The 15,504-nt window shown below is 73.0% G+C and carries 16 protein-coding genes; 1 reads left to right on the top strand and 15 read right to left on the bottom strand.

From position 1 onward, the window contains the following. Positions 1–294: 294 nt before the first annotated feature. The 11 genes from lgt to hisI form a co-directional block, all read right to left on the bottom strand. The gene (lgt, locus tag LNW71_RS25080) at positions 295–1,308 is read right to left on the bottom strand and encodes a prolipoprotein diacylglyceryl transferase (RefSeq protein ID WP_250970301.1); all 1,014 of its coding nucleotides are present in this window, start codon (positions 1,306–1,308) and stop codon (positions 295–297) included. Positions 1,309–1,407: 99 nt separating this feature from the next. After that, positions 1,408–2,235 (bottom strand): thioredoxin domain-containing protein, encoded by an 828-nt coding sequence (locus tag LNW71_RS25075; RefSeq protein ID WP_250970300.1) that lies wholly within the window; start codon positions 2,233–2,235, stop codon positions 1,408–1,410. 76 nt (positions 2,236–2,311) lie between these two features. After that, a complete protein-coding gene (trpA, locus tag LNW71_RS25070; RefSeq protein WP_250970299.1) occupies positions 2,312–3,124 on the bottom strand; it encodes a tryptophan synthase subunit alpha in 813 nt (270 codons plus the stop codon). Continuing rightward, complete coding sequence (gene trpB / locus LNW71_RS25065) at positions 3,121–4,407, bottom strand: tryptophan synthase subunit beta (protein WP_250970298.1); 1,287 nt, start codon at positions 4,405–4,407, stop codon at positions 3,121–3,123. The genes trpA and trpB overlap by 4 nt, the downstream gene beginning before the upstream one ends. Positions 4,408–4,543: 136 nt before the next feature. After that, positions 4,544–4,720, bottom strand: coding sequence for a tryptophan biosynthesis modulator TrpM (gene trpM, locus LNW71_RS25060; protein WP_250972135.1), 177 nt, complete (start codon positions 4,718–4,720; stop codon positions 4,544–4,546). A gap of 47 nt (positions 4,721–4,767) precedes the next feature. Beyond that, a complete protein-coding gene (gene trpC / locus LNW71_RS25055; RefSeq protein WP_250970297.1) occupies positions 4,768–5,577 on the bottom strand; it encodes an indole-3-glycerol phosphate synthase TrpC in 810 nt (269 codons plus the stop codon). 127 nt (positions 5,578–5,704) lie between these two features. Beyond that, entirely contained in the window at positions 5,705–6,283 is a 579-nt protein-coding gene (locus LNW71_RS25050) for a DUF2752 domain-containing protein (RefSeq protein WP_250970296.1), read from the bottom strand. Positions 6,284–6,363: 80 nt separating this feature from the next. Continuing rightward, complete coding sequence (locus LNW71_RS25045) at positions 6,364–6,612, bottom strand: HGxxPAAW family protein (RefSeq protein WP_250970295.1); 249 nt, start codon at positions 6,610–6,612, stop codon at positions 6,364–6,366. Positions 6,613–6,749: 137 nt separating this feature from the next. Beyond that, complete coding sequence (locus LNW71_RS25040; RefSeq protein WP_250970294.1) at positions 6,750–7,406, bottom strand: TIGR02234 family membrane protein; 657 nt, start codon at positions 7,404–7,406, stop codon at positions 6,750–6,752. 88 nt (positions 7,407–7,494) lie between these two features. Next, a complete protein-coding gene (locus LNW71_RS25035) occupies positions 7,495–8,982 on the bottom strand; it encodes an anthranilate synthase component I (protein ID WP_250970293.1) in 1,488 nt (495 codons plus the stop codon). Positions 8,983–8,993: 11 nt separating this feature from the next. After that, positions 8,994–9,377 carry a phosphoribosyl-AMP cyclohydrolase gene (gene hisI / locus LNW71_RS25030; RefSeq protein WP_250970292.1) on the bottom strand — a complete coding sequence of 128 codons (384 nt, stop codon included), beginning with the start codon at positions 9,375–9,377 and terminating at the stop codon, positions 8,994–8,996. An 84-nt stretch (positions 9,378–9,461) separates the two neighbouring features. Here hisI and LNW71_RS25025 point away from each other — a divergent pair, with 84 nt between their 5' ends. Continuing rightward, positions 9,462–10,094 carry a TIGR03085 family metal-binding protein gene (locus tag LNW71_RS25025; protein ID WP_250970291.1) on the top strand — a complete coding sequence of 211 codons (633 nt, stop codon included), beginning with the start codon at positions 9,462–9,464 and terminating at the stop codon, positions 10,092–10,094. Positions 10,095–10,128: 34 nt separating this feature from the next. Here the strand turns inward: LNW71_RS25025 and LNW71_RS25020 are convergent, their stop codons facing one another. From LNW71_RS25020 to LNW71_RS25005, 4 genes are all read right to left on the bottom strand, one after another. Beyond that, complete coding sequence (locus LNW71_RS25020) at positions 10,129–11,388, bottom strand: MFS transporter (RefSeq protein ID WP_250970290.1); 1,260 nt, start codon at positions 11,386–11,388, stop codon at positions 10,129–10,131. Between the two features lie 25 nt (positions 11,389–11,413). After that, entirely contained in the window at positions 11,414–12,001 is a 588-nt protein-coding gene (locus LNW71_RS25015) for a helix-turn-helix domain-containing protein (protein ID WP_250970289.1), read from the bottom strand. 39 nt (positions 12,002–12,040) lie between these two features. Continuing rightward, a complete protein-coding gene (locus tag LNW71_RS25010; protein WP_250970288.1) occupies positions 12,041–13,630 on the bottom strand; it encodes a cation acetate symporter in 1,590 nt (529 codons plus the stop codon). 238 nt (positions 13,631–13,868) lie between these two features. Beyond that, on the bottom strand, positions 13,869–15,248 hold the full coding sequence (locus tag LNW71_RS25005; RefSeq protein WP_250970287.1) for a helix-turn-helix domain-containing protein: 1,380 nt from the start codon (positions 15,246–15,248) through the stop codon (positions 13,869–13,871). Positions 15,249–15,504 lie beyond the last annotated feature (256 nt).

The following is a 15,504-nucleotide window of genomic DNA, read 5'->3' as shown; positions in this document are numbered from 1 at the left end:
CGCTCAGTCCTCAATCGCCGGACAGGCTCGTTCCCCCCACCACACAGCCGGCCATCTCCAGCCCGTCCGGCGCTTGAGGACACCACCACCCGCACAGACGAACTGCGGACAGCCGGCAAAACCCAGCCCGTCCGGCGCTTGAGGACGACACCACCCGCACGGATCAGGTGCGGACAGGCAAAACCCAGCCCGTCCGGCGATTGAGGACAACACCTGGCGCCAGGGGTCGCGGCACGCAACGTGGCGAGGGGCCGCCGAATGGTTCGGCGGCCCCTCGTCGTCGTGGTGCGGGCGTCAGCCCTTGGCCGTCTCCGCCGCACCGTTCGTCTTCGGCGCATCGGCCCCGGACTCCGCATGGCGGGACTCCGCATCGGACCCGGCCTCCGCATCGCGGGACTCCGCATCCGACCCGGACTCCGCATCGCCGGACTCCGCATCGGCCCCGGCCTCCGCGTCCTCGACGCCTCCGGCGTCAACCGCGTCAACCGCGTCAACGGCCTCCGGCTCGACGATCTCCTCGCGCCCCGGCCGTACCCTCGCCGAGATCACGATGTAGACCACCGCGAGCACGAACACGATCAGCGCGGTCCACACGTTCAGGCGCAGGCCCAGGATGTGGTGGGCCTCGTCGACGCGCATGTACTCGATCCACGCGCGGCCCGCACAGTACGCCGCGACGTACAGCGCGAACGCCCGCCCGTGTCCGAGCTTGAACCGGCGGTCCGCCCAGATCACCAGGAGCGCCACACCGATGCACCACAGCGACTCGTACAGGAAGGTCGGGTGGTAGGTGCCGGCGACCCGGTTCGGGCCCTCGCTGATCTTCAGGGCCCACGGGACGTCGGTCGCCCGGCCGTACAGCTCCTGGTTGAACCAGTTGCCCCAGCGGCCGCAGGCCTGGGCCAGGGCGATGCCGGGGGCGAGCGCGTCGGCCCAGGCGGGCAGCGGGATCCCGCGGCGGCGGCAGCCGATCCAGGCACCGACCGCGCCGAGCGCGATCGCGCCCCAGATGCCGAGGCCGCCCTGCCAGATCTTGAAGGCGTCGACCCAGTCCTCACCGTCGCTGAAGTACAGCTGGTAGTCGGTGATGACGTGGTAGAGCCTCCCGCCGACAAGGCCGAAGGGCACGGCCCAGACGGCGATGTCGGCAACGGTGCCGGCTCTGCCCCCTCGGGCGATCCAGCGCTTGTTGCCGAACCAGACGGCGACAAAGACACCGATGATGATGCAGAACGCGTAGCCGCGAAGCGGGATCGGGCCGAGATCGATCACGCCGGTCGACGGGCTGGGAATGTAGGCAAGGTCCATGGCAGGGTCGACGCTACCTTGCCGGGCGGGACGTGCGGCAACCCGCCCGACAACGTATGGGTAACGAGCCGGTCATCGATTCCCCCTGTCGGCCGCCTGTCAGGACCCGGACGGGGCGGGTGTCGCGGTGCCTGGCTTCTTGCCCTTGTTGGCCTCGGCGACCCACTTCTTCAGGTTGGCCACGGTGATGGGCTCGTCCCCCTTCTTGGGGAAGATCGCCTCACCGTTGAGCAGCGCCGTCGGCGTGCCCTGGAATCCGCCCTTCTGGAACGCGGTGTTGGACTTCTGGACCCAGGCGTCGTGGGCGCCGTCCTCGACACAGCTACGGAAGGCGGGCGTGTCGAGCCCGTCGACCTTCTTGGACAGATCGATCAGCTTGTCGTTGTCGCCGAAGGCGTCGTCGGACTCCTGCGGCTGGTTGCGGTACAGGACGTCGTGGTACGCGGAGAACTTTCCGGCGTCCTGGGCGCAGGCCGCCGCGTTGGCGGCCTTGAGCGAACCGCTGCCGCCGAGATTGCCGTCGATCAGCGTGGCGAGGTGGTATTCGACCTTGATCTGCCCGCTCTGCTCCAACTGGTGGATCGTGTCCCGGAAGGCGTTCTCGAACTGGGCGCAGACCGGGCAGCGGAAGTCCTCCCAGACCGTGAGCGTCGACGGGGCGTCGTCCGCTCCCACCTGGATGGCCAGGCTGTCCTTGCCGGTCGCGCCCGAGGGTGCGACGGCAGGGCCCGATGCCTTGTCCTTGCTGCTCTTGCCGCCGGTGTTCGCCGCGATGATGCCGACGACGGCGGCCAGCGCCAGGACTCCCACCACGGCGGTGGAGACGATCAGCGTCCGGCGGCGGCGCTCTCGCGCCTTCGCCTGTTCACGCTGCTGGATCAGCCGGTCTCGCGCGGCCCTTTTTCCCTCTTGGTTCTTCTCGCTCACACCCGCAGCAACGAACCGGGGAGGCACTCGCGTGCCTCCCCGGTCCCAGGTCCACCCATTCGGGTTACGCCCGGAGTCAGCGCTTTCGAACACCCTCGGCCAGCTCGGCCGCCAGCGAGCGGACGGCCGCCAGGCCGGTTGCCTCGTCGGGGGCGTCCAGCATCCGCTTGACGAAGGCGGAACCGACGATGACCCCGTCGGCGAAGCCGGCGACCTCGGTGGCCTGCTCGGCGTTGGACACGCCGAGGCCGACACAGACCGGCAGGTCGGTGGTGGCGCGGGTGCGCCGCACCAGGTCCTGGGCCTGCTCGCCGACCGAGACGCGGGTGCCGGTGACGCCCATCAGCGAGGCCGCGTAGACGAAGCCGGAGCCGGCCTCCGTGATGGTGGCGAGCCGTTCGTCCTTGCTGCTGGGCGCGACGACGAAGACGGTCGCCAGACCGTGCTTGTCGGCGTGCTCGCGCCACACCGCGGACTCCTGGACCGGGAGGTCGGGCAGGATGCACCCCGCGCCGCCCGCCTCGGCCAGTTCGGCGGTGAACCGTTCGATGCCGTACCGGTCGATCGGGTTCCAGTACGTCATGACCAGGATCGGGATGCCGGTCGCCTCGGAGGTCTCGCGGACCGTGCGCATCACGTCGGCGATCTTCACGCCGCCGCGCAGGGCGATGTCGTCGGCGGTCTGGATGACCGGTCCGTCGAGGACCGGGTCGCTGTGCGGCAGACCCACCTCGACGACGTCGGCGCCGCCCGCGGCCACCGCCTTGATCGCCTCGATGCCGCCGTCGACGGTCGGGAACCCGGCCGGCAGGTACGCGATCAGCGCGGCCCGGTCCTCCGCCTTGGCGGCGGCGAGGGTGGTGCTCAACAGCTCGATGTTGCCGCTCACTTGACGTCCCCCTCGATCTCGGCGCCGTCGCTGTCCGCGTCCGCCTCGACGGCCGCGTCCGCGTCGTAAAGACCGAAGTACCGCGCCGCCGTGTCCATGTCCTTGTCGCCGCGGCCGGACAGGTTGACCAGGATCAGACCGTCCTTGCCGAGCTCCCTGCCGACCTCCAGGGCGCCGGCCAGCGCGTGCGCGCTCTCGATGGCCGGGATGATCCCCTCGGTACGGGAGAGCAGCCGCAGCGACTGCATCGCCGCGTCGTCGGTGACCGCGCGGTACTCGCCCCGGCCGGTGTCCTTCAGGTAGGCGTGCTCCGGGCCGATGCCCGGGTAGTCCAGACCGGCCGAGATGGAGTACGGCTCGGTGATCTGGCCCTCCTCGTCCTGGAGGACGTAGCTGCGCGAGCCGTGCAGGATGCCGGGCTCGCCCGCGGTCAGGGTCGCCGCGTGCTCGCCGGTCTCCACCCCGTGTCCGGCGGGCTCGCAGCCGATGAGGCGGACGTCCGCGTCCGGGATGAAGGCGTGGAAGAGCCCGATGGCGTTGGAGCCGCCGCCGACGCAGGCGACCGCGGCGTCCGGCAGCCGGCCGGCCCGCTCCAGGATCTGCCGCCTGGCCTCCACACCGATGACCCGGTGGAAGTCGCGGACCATGGCGGGGAAGGGGTGCGGGCCCGCGACCGTACCGAAGAGGTAGTGGGTGCGGTCCACGTTGGCGACCCAGTCGCGGAACGCCTCGTTGATGGCGTCCTTGAGCGTGCGGGAGCCGGACTTCACCGAGACGACCTCGGCGCCGAGCATGCGCATCCGCGCCACGTTCAGCGCCTGCCGCTCGGTGTCGATCTCACCCATGTAGATGGTGCACTCGAGACCGAAGAGCGCGCAGGCGGTCGCGGTGGCGACGCCGTGCTGGCCGGCTCCGGTCTCGGCGATGACCCGGGTCTTGCCCATGCGCTTGGTGAGCAGCGCCTGGCCCAGCACGTTGTTGATCTTGTGCGAGCCGGTGTGGTTGAGGTCCTCGCGCTTGAGGAAGATCCGGGCGCCGCCGGCGTGCTCGGCGAAGCGCGGTACCTCGGTCAGCGCGCTGGGCCGGCCGGTGTAGTTGACCATGAGCTCGTTGAGCTCGGCGGCGAAGGCGGGGTCGGCCTTGGCCTTGTCGTACTCGACGGCGACCTCGTCCACGGCGGCGACGAGCGCCTCCGGGATGAACTTGCCGCCGTACGCGCCGAAGTAGCCTTCGGCGCTGGGGATCAGACCCTCGGGGTCCGGAATGAAGAAGTCAGACGACATCCGACGTGCTCCTCGACATGGCATTGGGTGGGTTCACCGTATGCGCCGTGGGCGGAGCGCCACCGCGGCCGTGGCCGGGTGGTTCGGTCGTGCGGTTTCCGCCGGTGCGGCGGGGTGCGACGGCCGGGGCTCCCGCTTACTGCGCGGACCCCGTGCGCCATCGCATGCCGTTGACCTGACCGGGCTCGTCACCGATCACGTACCGCACCCGCCGGCCGTGCACGCGGCGCGCGGGGGCGCGGCAGCCGCGGGGGCGGCAGCCGCGCGCCAGGGGCGCGTGCGGGTCCCGGCCCGTGGATCCGGCGGGGCGCAGGCCCGGCCGGACACGGGACGCGGGACGGTCGGCGGACACGGTTGCGGTCAGCTCCGTCCGTGCCGGAGCGCCGGGTGGGCGCCGGCGGCGACCAGGTCGGCGACGGCGGACCGCGGGTCGCGGCCGGTGACCAGGGACTCGCCCACCAGGACGGAGTCCGCGCCGGCGTTGGCGTAGGCGATGAGGTCGTGCGGGCCGCGGACGCCGGACTCGGCGACCTTGACGATGTGGTCCGGGACCTCGGGGGCGACGCGCTCGAAGACGGAGCGGTCGACCTTGAGGTCCTTCAGGTTGCGCGCGTTGATTCCGATGATCCGCGCACCGGCGTCGACCGCACGCTCGGCCTCCTCCTCGTCGTGCACCTCGACCAGCGGCGTCAGGCCGATGGACTCGGCGCGCTCGATCAGGGAGACCAGGGCCTCCTGGTCGAGGGCGGCGACGATCAGCAGTGCGAGGTCGGCGCCGTACGCCCGGGCCTCCCACAGCTGGTAGGAGGTGACGATGAAGTCCTTGCGCAGGATCGGGATGTCGACCTTGGCGCGGACGGCCTCCAGGTCGGCCAGCGAACCGCCGAAGCGGCGCTCCTCGGTGAGGACCGAGATGACGGACGCGCCGCCCGCCTCGTAGTCCGCGGCGAGTGCGGCCGGGTCGGCAATGGCGGCAAGGGCCCCCTTGGAGGGGCTGGAGCGCTTGACCTCGCAGATGACGGTCACGCCTTCGCCGCGCAGGGCGGCGACTCCGTCCTTCGCCTGGGGAGCGCGCGCCGCGCGTTCCTTCAGCTCATCGAGGCTGACGCGCGCCTGCCGCTCTGCGAGGTCGGCGCGGACGCCGTCGATGATCTCGTCGAGCACACTCACGCGAGCGGCCCCCTTCCGGGACGGTGACAAAGGAACTGACAAGGGAACAGGATCAGCCATACCGATGGTATCCGCAGGAGGCCGATGGGCCCGCATCCGGCCGCCGGATGTCCCACTACCTGGGCATTCACGGCGCCAGCACCGAACCGAACGGCAGATTCCGGACGACGGTGAAGATCAGCAGCACGGCTCCGATCCCCCACCAGTGGACGGGCTTCAGCGTGATCCGCACGGGCTTCCCGGCGGCCGCTCGGACCATCCAGCCGACCCAGAGCACGGCGAAGATCCCGTAGCCGATGACGGCCAGGGCGTTGGAGCCGAACGCCGCCGCGATGTCGCCGTGGGCGACGGCGTGGGCGCTGCGCAGCCCGCCGCAGCCGGGGCAGTAGATGCCCGTGAGCCGGAGCAACGGGCAGACCGGGTAGTGGCCTGGCTGGTTCGGGTCGACGGAGCCGACGTAGCCGAAGGCCGCGATGATGCCGGCCATGACACCTGCCGGGCCGGCGATCCGCCGCAGCCGCGAGGCGGGGACGGGGGCCGGCCGGAAGAACGCCGGGGGCGGGCCCGGGTGCCCGGTGGGCGGCCCCGGGGCGGGCAGGTGCCCGCCGGGCGCCTGCGGCGGCCCGGGAGGCGGCTCAGGGGCGCCGGGCGCGGGGCTGTGGCCCTGCGCCGGCGGGGCGGCGGCTGGTGACGGCGTTGCTTCCACTCGGCGATTGTCGCCGTTGATGCGCAAAGGCGCAGCCCGGACCGGGCTGCGCCTCGCACGCCTGCGTCCTGCGGACGGGGTCAGGAGGTCTGCGCCTGCCCGGCGCGGGCCCTGGCCTGGGCCAGCTCCGCCGACTCCTTCGGCATGCCGAGGCCGGCCGCCTTCATGCCGAGGCCCACGATGCCGCCGATGACGGTGACGGCGATACCGGCCCAGAAGCCGAGCGGGTTGGCCGCGACCATGAAGACGCCTGCGATGCAGAAGCCGATGAAGGAGATGGTGACACCGGTCCAGGCGGCCGGGGTGTGTCCGTGGCTGCTGCCCGCCATGAGTTGCTCCTCGTTGGTATTGCGCTGTTGGTATCGCTCGGTTCCGCTGGGTGCAAAGCCGGTGCCGCTGTGGGTGCCGCTGTGCTGCGAGCTCACGCCATTGTCCCGTACGTGCGGGGAGGACGTGAGCTGGGGGGTCATGCCTCGCGCGTCGGGTCCTCGCCGCGGTCCAGGGCCTTCCACAGGTCCTCGGGCCGGTCGGGGTCCGGGGCGCGGGGGGCCTTGCGGGGGCGCGGGGTGCCGTCGCGCTCGTACCGCCCGGACATGGTGGGCCAGTTCCGGCCGTAGCGCATGGCGAGCAGCCCGGCGAGCAGGATCAGCAGGCCGCCGGCCGCGGTCACGTACGGCCAGGCGGTGTGGCCGAGGGCCTCGATGGTGGCGGAGCTGTCGCCGGTGGTCTGTGCGGCCTTCTCGTCGAGCGCGGCACTGTCGGAGGCGCCGAGGAAGGCGCTCAGTGCGGCGCCCAGGCCGCTGAGGGCCAGCAGCCCGGCCACGAGCAGCCGGCCGCCGCTGCGGACGGCGAAGACGGCGACGAGGGCGGCCAGGCCGACTATGGCCAGGGCCGCCGGAAGGCCGGTGACGTCCTGTCCGTCCGCGCTCAGCGGCAGGGCTCCGCCACCGACCGCGGCGCGGCCCTCGGCCCAGGTCTGCCCCGAGGCGAGCAGGACGACGGTGGCGCCGGCTGCCCCGAGGAGCAGGCCGGCGGCCAGGCTTCTGCGGCTGCCCGCGCTGTCGGGCGCGGTGGCGGCTTCGGCACGGGGCTGGGGTACGGGGACAGCACTCACGTACCCCACTATCCCCTACCGCCCCGGGGGACGGGCACATGGGGGGTGTGAGAAGAAGCCCTCTCGACGCGGCTCCCCGGGTGTGCCCCCGCCGCACTCAGCCGGCGCGCAGACGGTTCGCCGTGTGCACCGCGCGCAGGACCGCGGCGGCCTTGTTGCGGCACTCGGTGTCCTCCGCGACCGGGTCGGAGTCGGCGACGACGCCCGCCCCTGCCTGGACGTACGCCGTGCCGTCGCGCAGCAGTGCGGTGCGGATGGCGATGGCGGTGTCGGAGTTCCCGGCGAAGTCGAGGTAGCCGACGCAGCCGCCGTACAGGCCGCGGCGGGTGGGTTCGAGCTCCTCGATGATCTGCATGGCGCGCGGCTTGGGGGCGCCGGACAGGGTGCCCGCCGGGAAGCAGGCGGTGAGGACGTCGAAGGCGCTGCGTCCTTCGGCGACGCGGCCGGTGACGGTGGACACGATGTGCATCACGTGCGAGTACCGCTCGACCGACATGAAGTCGACGACCTCGACGCTGCCGGGCTCGCACACCCGTCCCAGGTCGTTGCGGCCGAGGTCGACGAGCATCAGGTGCTCGGCGCGTTCCTTCGGGTCGGCGAGGAGCTCCTCGCCGAGCGCCTGGTCCTCCTGCGGGGTGGCGCCGCGGTGCCGGGTCCCGGCGATCGGATGGACCATCGCACGGCCGTCCTCGACCTTGACGAGGGCCTCGGGGCTGGAGCCGGCGACGTCGAAGCCGTCGAACCGGAAGAGGTACATGTACGGCGAGGGGTTGGTGGCGCGCAGTACCCGGTAGACGTCCAGTGCGCTTGCCGTGCAGGGGGTTTCGAAGCGCTGGGAGGGGACGACCTGGAAGGCCTCGCCGGCCCTGATGCGCTCCTTCACGTCCTCGACGGCGTCCTGGTACGCCTTGCCGCCCCACAGTGCGGTGTACGGCGGGAGCTCGGAGGGCGGCAGGGTGGCGGGGGCGTTCTCGACGGGGCGGCGCAGGTCCTGCTCCATGGCGTCGAGCCGGCCCACGGCGTCGGTGTACGCCTCGTCGACGCCGGTGGCCAGGTCGTTGTGGTTGATCGCGTTGGCGATCAGCAGGACGCTGCCGTCCCAGTGGTCCAGGACCGCCAGGTCGGAGGTGAGCAGCATCGTCAGCTCGGGGAGCTTGAGGTCGTCTCCCCCGCTCTCGCCGATCCGCTCCAGCCGGCGCACGATGTCGTACCCGAGGTAGCCGACCATGCCGCCGGTGAAGGGCGGCAGACCGGCTTCCTGGTCGTGCGGGGTGTGCAGCGTCTCGATGGTGGCGCGCAGCGCGTGCAGCGGGTCGCCGTCGACGGGCACGCCGACCGGCGGGGTGCCGTCCCAGTGGGCCTCGCCGTCGCGGGTGGTGAGCGTGGCGGCGCTGCGGACCCCGATGAAGGAGTAGCGCGACCAGGTGCGGCCGTTCTCCGCGGATTCGAGGAGGAAGGTGCCGGTGCGCTCGCCCGCGAGCTTGCGGTAGAGCCCGACGGGGGTGTCGCCGTCGGCGAGGAGCCGGCGGGTGACGGGGATGACGCGCCGGTCGACGGCCAGCTTGCGGAACGTGTCGAGATCCATGGCGGCAGACCCTACTGTCCGAGCGGGAGGACGTCGGCGTCGAAACAGGTGCGGTCGCCGGTGTGGCAGGCGGCGCCGGTCTGGTCGACCCGGACGAGGACGGTGTCGGCGTCGCAGTCCAGGGCGACGGACTTGACCTGCTGGATGTGGCCCGAGGTGTCGCCCTTGACCCAGTACTCCTGGCGGCTGCGCGACCAGTAGGTGCAGCGGCCGGTGGTGAGCGTGCGGTGCAGGGCCTCGTCGTCCATCCAGCCGAGCATCAGCACCTCGCCGGTGTCGTACTGCTGGGCGATGGCCGGGACCAGTCCGTCGGCGCCGCGCTTGAGGCGGGCGGCGATGGCGGGGTCGAGGTCACTGGCGGGCGCTGGTGTGCCGGGCGTGGGCGTGCTGGTCATGTGCCCATTGTGCCGTGGCCGCGAGTGGCGTTCGGGCGTGCGTCCACTGGGCGGACGCTGGACACCGGTCGTACGCTGGCGGACATGTCGACCCATGCGAAGCGCGAACGACTTCTGCTTGCCGACCTGTTGGAGGCGGCCGGCCCCGAGGCCCCGACCCTCTGCCACGGCTGGACGGCCCGGGACCTGGCGGCCCATGTGGTGCTGCGGGAGCGCCGGCCGGACGCGGCGGCCGGAATGCTGATCGGTCCGCTGAAGAACCGGCGTGACCGGGTCCAGGCCGAATTCACCGCGAAGCCGTACGAGGAACTGATCCAGCTGATCCGGACGGGGCCGCCACGGATGTCACCCTTCGGGCTGAAGCAGCTGGACGAGGTCGCCAACACCGTCGAGTTCTACATCCATACGGAAGACGTGCGCCGGGCCCAGCCCGACTGGTCGGCGCGGGAGCTGGACCCGGTCTTCGCCGACGTCCTGTGGGCGCGTACGGAGAAGGCGGCCCGGATGCTGGGGCGCAAGGCCCCCGTGGGGCTGGTGCTGCGCCGGCCGGACGGGCAGACCGCGGTCGCGCACAAGGGCACCCCGGTGGTGACGGTGACCGGTGAGCCGGGCGAGCTCCTGCTGTTCGCCTTCGGGCGGCAGGACGCGGCGCGGGTGGAGCTGGAGGGCGAGAAGGAGGCGATCGCCCGGGTGACGACGGCGAAGCTCGGCATGTAGTCCGGGCGCGGCGGGCCCGGCGCCCCCGGGGTGCTCAGCGCGGGAGTTCCGCGCGGCGCAGCCGGGAGACGGCCAGGCCCGTCACCGCGCCCGCCGCGCACAGCAAGGCGCTGGCGACGAAGACCGGACCGGTGCCCCAGAGGGCGACGGCCGCGCCGGTGACCGGGTAGCTGAGCGGCGACAGGGCGTGCGTGAAGAGCGTCGAGACCGAGGTGACCCGGCCCAGGTAGGCGGGGTCGGCTGCGGTCTGCACGAGGGCGCCGCACAGGGCGCCGCCGAGTCCGGCGAAGAGCCCGATGACGACCGCGACCCCGGCGGCGAGCGGCACGGAGGGCGCGTACGCCAGGGCGGCGATGGCGACGGCGCCGACCAGCACGGTGAGGCACATGACGAGCCCGGCCCGGGGGACGTGGCCGCGCACGGCGAGCAGCAGGGCGGACGCGCCGGCGCCGATGCCGAAGGCGGCGATGACCCAGCCCATGCCGGATGCGCCCCAGCCGCGTTCCCCGCTGAGCAGGACCAGGCCGAGGTTGAGCGGGCCGACGAAGCCCAGTTCGCTGACCGCGACGACGAGCATGAGCGGCCCGAGCAGCGGATGGCGGCGGATGTGGCGCAGTCCGCCGACGAGTTCGCGCCATGGCGAGCCGGCGGGTTCGGCAGCCTGCTCCGGCGCCTCGTCCGGTGCGGGCAGCGGTCCCATCCGTACGGCCAGCAGCAGCGGCAGCGAGACGGCGAAGAGCACGCCCGCGGCGGCGAAGGCGAGGACCGGCCCGCCGACGGCCACCGCGACCCCGCCGAGCGGGGCGCCGACGACGTTGGCGGTACGGGTGGCAAGGCCGCGCAGGCCCTGGACCCGGGCCAGCTGTCCGGGCGCGGTGATCCTCGGAGGCAGGGCACCGACGGCGGGCAGGAAGAGGGCGTCGGCGGCGCCGAACACGAGCGCGACGGCTATCAGCATCCACACGGTGGGCGAGGTGAGGAGCAGGGCGCCGGCCAGGCCCAGGATGACGAGGCAGCGGGCGGTGTCGCTCGCGATCACGACGCGGCGCGGTCCGAGCCGGTCGGCGAGCACTCCCCCGCCGAGCAGCAGCAGCGCCCTGGGCACGGAGCCGGCCGCCAGTACCAGCCCGGTCTGCGAGGCGCTGCCGGTGCGGGCGGCGGCCCAGGCCAGGGCCATGTAGTAGACGCTGTCGCCGATCATGGACAGGGTGTACGCGCCGAGCCAGCGCCGGACGTTGGCGTCCCGGTGGGCGGGGCGTTGCGGGGCTTCGGCGGCGGGCGCTGTGACGGTCACGGGATCGTCCTCTCGGGTCGCCGGGTCAGGTCCGGAACGGGAATCCGTACACGTGCACGGCGACGTTCTCGCGGTTCTCCGAGTCGCCCGCCTCCTCCCGGGCGCGGCCCTGGGCCTCGTACCGGCCGATCAGCTCGTGCATCTCGCGGCTGAGCCCGGCGAGCTCCTGGGCGGTGAGCCGGGACAGGTACTCGGAGGAGAAGGAGGCGCTGCGCCACTCGGGCTGCCAGGACTGGTAGGCGTCCAGGTGGCGGCGGTACATCTCGGTGTGCTGGTCGAAGGAGAGCCGGCCGACGGCGGCGTGGGTGGCGGCCATCTCCGGCGCTTCCCGGAAGTCCTCGTCGCGGAAGTTCAGCCCCTTCGAGGAGGGCTGCCACCAGCGCTCCCGGGCGTCCTTGCCCTGTCCCTCGGCCGCCTCGATCAGGCCGTGGTCGGCGAGCTTGCGCAGGTGGTAGCTGACCAGCGAGACCTGCTCGTCCACCTGCTCGGCGAGCTGGGAGGCGGTGGCCCGCCGGGAGATGTAGAGCGCCCGGTACAGCCGCATCCGCAGGGGGTGGCCGAACGCCTTCAGGGTGCCGAGGTCGGAGACCCGGCGGGACTCGTTGCTTGCCATGCCCTGCACGCTAGACAGAAAAGAAAACTTGCGCAATATTTATTGCGCAATAAAAGCTGCACGATCTGCCCGGCGCGGCCGCTCCGCCCGCACCGGGCGGGAGCCGAGGTACCCGAGGAGGAATCCGGCCGGGATCGTGATCAGGCCCGGCGTCTGGAGCGGGAACCAGTGGAAGTCCCGGTCCGGGAAGAGTGCGACGGGGCTGCCGGAGACCGCGGGCGAGAGCGCCATCAGCACCGCGATCAGGGGCAGCGTCCCGTACACCGTCCAGCGCACCCCGCGCGCCCGGAAGCCCGGCCTGAACAGCGCGTACAGCAGGACCGGCGGCAGTACGGAGGCGGAGGCGGCGAACGAGAGCGAGAGCAGCACCTGCGGATTGCGTTGGTGGGTGTAGGTCGACACCCAGACGGAGAGGGCGCCGATCAGGACGACGGCCAGCCGGGCGCGCAGGATCTCGCGTCCGGAGGACCGGTCGGACCGCACCGCCGTACGGGTGCGGGCCTTGGCGGCGAAGTCGCGGGCGAGGGAGGACGCGGCGGCCAGGGTGATGCCGGCCACCGCGGCCAGCGTCGTGGCGAACACCGCGCAGGCCACGAACGCGAACAGCAGGCTCTCCCGCGGTCCGTCGGCGCCCGGGTCCAGGGCGCCCGTCACCAGCAGCAGCGCCGTACCGCCCGCCGGGTCCGCCGCCTGCAGGACCTTGCGGCCCAGCAGGGCGGACGCGCCGAGTCCGACCACGACGACCCCCAGGCACAGGAAGGCCACCGGGGCCGACGCCCAGACGGTGGCGCGGCGCACGGTCCAGCTGTCGCGCATCGGGTGCAGCCGCATCATGATGTGCGGCATGCAGGCGGCCCCGAGTACCAGGGTGAGCTGGAAGCCGAGCAGGTCCAGGTTGCCGGCGAAGGTGTGGCCGAACTGGAGCCCGGGGCGCGCGTAGGCCCCGCCGGCCCCACTGCCGTGCCGGGCCGCGTCGAACAGGGTGAACGGGTTCCAGCCGTGGCGGGCGAGCACCAGCCCCGCGAGCAGGGTGACCGCGGCCAGCACCACCGCGACCTTGAGGATCTGGATGTAGCCCGTGCCGCGCATGCCGCCGACTGCGGAGTAGCAGACCATCAGAGCGCCGCTGGCGACCGTGCAGGCGGTCAGCGCGCCGTCCGGCAGCCCGAACACGGAGGCCATGACGCGGCCCGCGGTGGCGAGCTGCACCAGCAGCAGAGGCGTCAGGACGACCAGCGTCGTGATGCCGAGGGCGCGGCGTACGGACGGGTCGCCGAGCTGGTCGGCGAGGAAGTCCCCGAGGGTGAACACGCCCTTGCGGCGCATCGGTTCGGCCAGTATCCGCATGACCAGCACCAGCGAGGCGACGGTGGCGAGGGCGAACAGGATGCCGTCGAACCCGGCGAGCGCGACGGAGCCGGTGGTGGAGAGCAGGGTGGCCGCCGAGATGTAGTCGCCCGCGATGGCCAGGCCGCTGCCGGCCGGGCCGAGAGCGGCGCCGCCGCCCGCGTAGAAGTGTTCCGGATCGTCCTGGTCGGCCGCGGCGAGTCCGCAGAGCAGCAGCGACACGGCGACGAATCCGAGGAAGACGACCACGGCGAGCGACCGGGCGTCGAAGCCGCCGCTCACCGGCCGGAACCCGGGGCCTGGGTGCGGGTCGCGGCGGACGCGCACGTGTCCGCGGAGGTGCGGGTTCCCGTGGGCGCTGAAGACAGGGGCGCTGAAGACATGCCGGACACGTCAGCAGGCACCCGGGTGCGCGTACAGCGGCCGGGGCGGGGGCGGGGCGTGGGTACAGCCCCCGCCGCCGGGAACTGTGCGGGAGCACACCGCGGCCCGCGGGAGGGGCGGCGGCGGTGTGCTCCCGTCAGCCGGGCAGCAGGCGGCGCGCGGCGAGGGCGAGGGAGATCTCGACGGCGTCCCTCGGGCGGGTCAGGCAGCGGCCGGTCAGCTGCTCGAAGCGGCGCAGCCGGTTCAGGACCGTGTTGCGGTGGCAGTAGAGCCGGGCCCCTGCCCGCTGGGCCGAGCCGTCGGAGTCGAGCCACGCCGTGAGCGTCTCGATGAGTACGTCGCGGTCGGCGGGGTCCAGCCGGTCCAGTGGCCCCAGCACCCTGGCGGCGAGGGCCGCGCCGAGCCCGGGGGACGAGACGACCAGGGCGGCGGGCAGCTGTTCGTCGAGCAGCACGACCCCGCCGCCGGCCGGGCAGGCCCGCAGGGCGGTCTCGGCGAGCCGACGGGCGTCCCCGACGGCCGCCAGCCCCTCGACGACGGAGCTGATGCCGATCCGGGCACCGGGGGTCACGGACAACCCGGCCGCCAGCGCGGCGAGTTCCGCGTCACCGTCGACGGCGCCGGCCGGCTGACCTGCCCCGTCGGTCTCCTGGGGGTCCGCGGTGCCGGCCGGGTCCGGGCCCGGGGCGGCGAGTTCCGCCGCCGCCTCCTCCTCCCGGGCCAGCGGCACGATGGCGAACTCCGCGTCCGGGCCCGGGTGCCAGAGCGCGTCCACGCCCGCAGGCAGCGTCATCGGCGGGTGCGCGGTGCCGTGCGGGGCGCGGCGGGCGGTGGCGACGGCGAGCACCGCGTACCGGCCGTGCTCCGGCAGTCCGAGCATGGCCGCGGCGTCCGGCAGTTCGGCGATCTGGGCGGTGCCGTCGAGCAGGGCCGCGGTCATCAGGCGCTGCCGGTTCTCCCGGCGCCAGGCCAGCCGGCGTTCCGCCTGCCGGTAGGCGTCGGCGACGACACCGCAGTGCTCGTCCACGAAGTTCCAGACGTCCGCCGCGACATGGACCAGCAGCCGGATGTCGTCGGGGTGGCGGCGCGTGGTCTCGTCCACGAGGTCCTGCCAGACCATCGCGCCGCCCATCCGGAAGGCGTGCAGGACCGCGTCGAGCGGCAGGCCCTGTTCGGCCCGGATTTCCCCGATCCGCCGGGAGGTGCGGTGGGCGGCGTCCCGGAACTCCCGGGGCTGGATCAGCGAGGCGACGTTGTGCCGCAGCGAGTGGTGCACCTCCTGCCAGATCTCCGCCGCGTCGGCCTCGATGGCCGAGCGGTAGGCGGGCTCCTGTTCCCGCAGCGCCTCGACGAGCCGGTCCGTCAGCTCCGGCAGCGCCTCCAGCAGCACCCGGGCGGCCCGGTGCAGTACCGCCACGGCTTCGCGATCGGCCAGCGAACGGAAGCGGCGCGGCACCGGCGCGACGGGTGGCGGCCCGTGCAGCGCCCTGACCCGTGAACGTACGACCTGCGGCATGGCGGCCTCCACCGGGATTCGGCCGGCTCCGGAAAACGGCCGGCTCCGGTTGGCCCAGCCCGGCGTTGGGCATGAGCACACCGAATGATCCTGACGCCCGCAGAATGGCATACCGCCCAGTCGGTACCTAGGGGTTTGCGGCGTTCTTCTCATCACGGTCCTGCAACCTCCCGGCGGCGGGCACGCCGCAGGGGCCCGGCGGGAGTCCCGCGGCGGGCCCCTCACAAACGCGGCCGGCCAGGGTCTTTCGGGTGGA

Source organism: Streptomyces sp. RKAG290, from assembly GCF_023701695.1.
In the GTDB taxonomy this organism is placed as follows: Bacteria; Actinomycetota; Actinomycetes; order Streptomycetales; family Streptomycetaceae; genus Streptomyces.
The sequence above is the reverse complement of the archived record's forward strand: the minus strand, read 5'-3'. Positions and strand labels throughout refer to the sequence as shown.

What these genes read in the sequence shown, in the direction of transcription:
- trpB (WP_250970298.1), bottom strand. Translation starts at nt 4,407, where the DNA reads ATGTCGTCTGACTTCTTCATTCCGGACCCCGAGGGTCTGATCCCCAGC.
- lgt (WP_250970301.1), bottom strand. Translation starts at nt 1,308, where the DNA reads ATGGACCTTGCCTACATTCCCAGCCCGTCGACCGGCGTGATCGATCTC.
- LNW71_RS25025 (WP_250970291.1), top strand. Translation starts at nt 9,462, where the DNA reads ATGTCGACCCATGCGAAGCGCGAACGACTTCTGCTTGCCGACCTGTTG.
- LNW71_RS25045 (WP_250970295.1), bottom strand. Translation starts at nt 6,612, where the DNA reads ATGGCGGGCAGCAGCCACGGACACACCCCGGCCGCCTGGACCGGTGTC.
- LNW71_RS25005 (WP_250970287.1), bottom strand. Translation starts at nt 15,248, where the DNA reads ATGCCGCAGGTCGTACGTTCACGGGTCAGGGCGCTGCACGGGCCGCCA.
- LNW71_RS25035 (WP_250970293.1), bottom strand. Translation starts at nt 8,982, where the DNA reads ATGGATCTCGACACGTTCCGCAAGCTGGCCGTCGACCGGCGCGTCATC.
- LNW71_RS25015 (WP_250970289.1), bottom strand. Translation starts at nt 12,001, where the DNA reads ATGGCAAGCAACGAGTCCCGCCGGGTCTCCGACCTCGGCACCCTGAAG.
- hisI (WP_250970292.1), bottom strand. Translation starts at nt 9,377, where the DNA reads ATGACCAGCACGCCCACGCCCGGCACACCAGCGCCCGCCAGTGACCTC.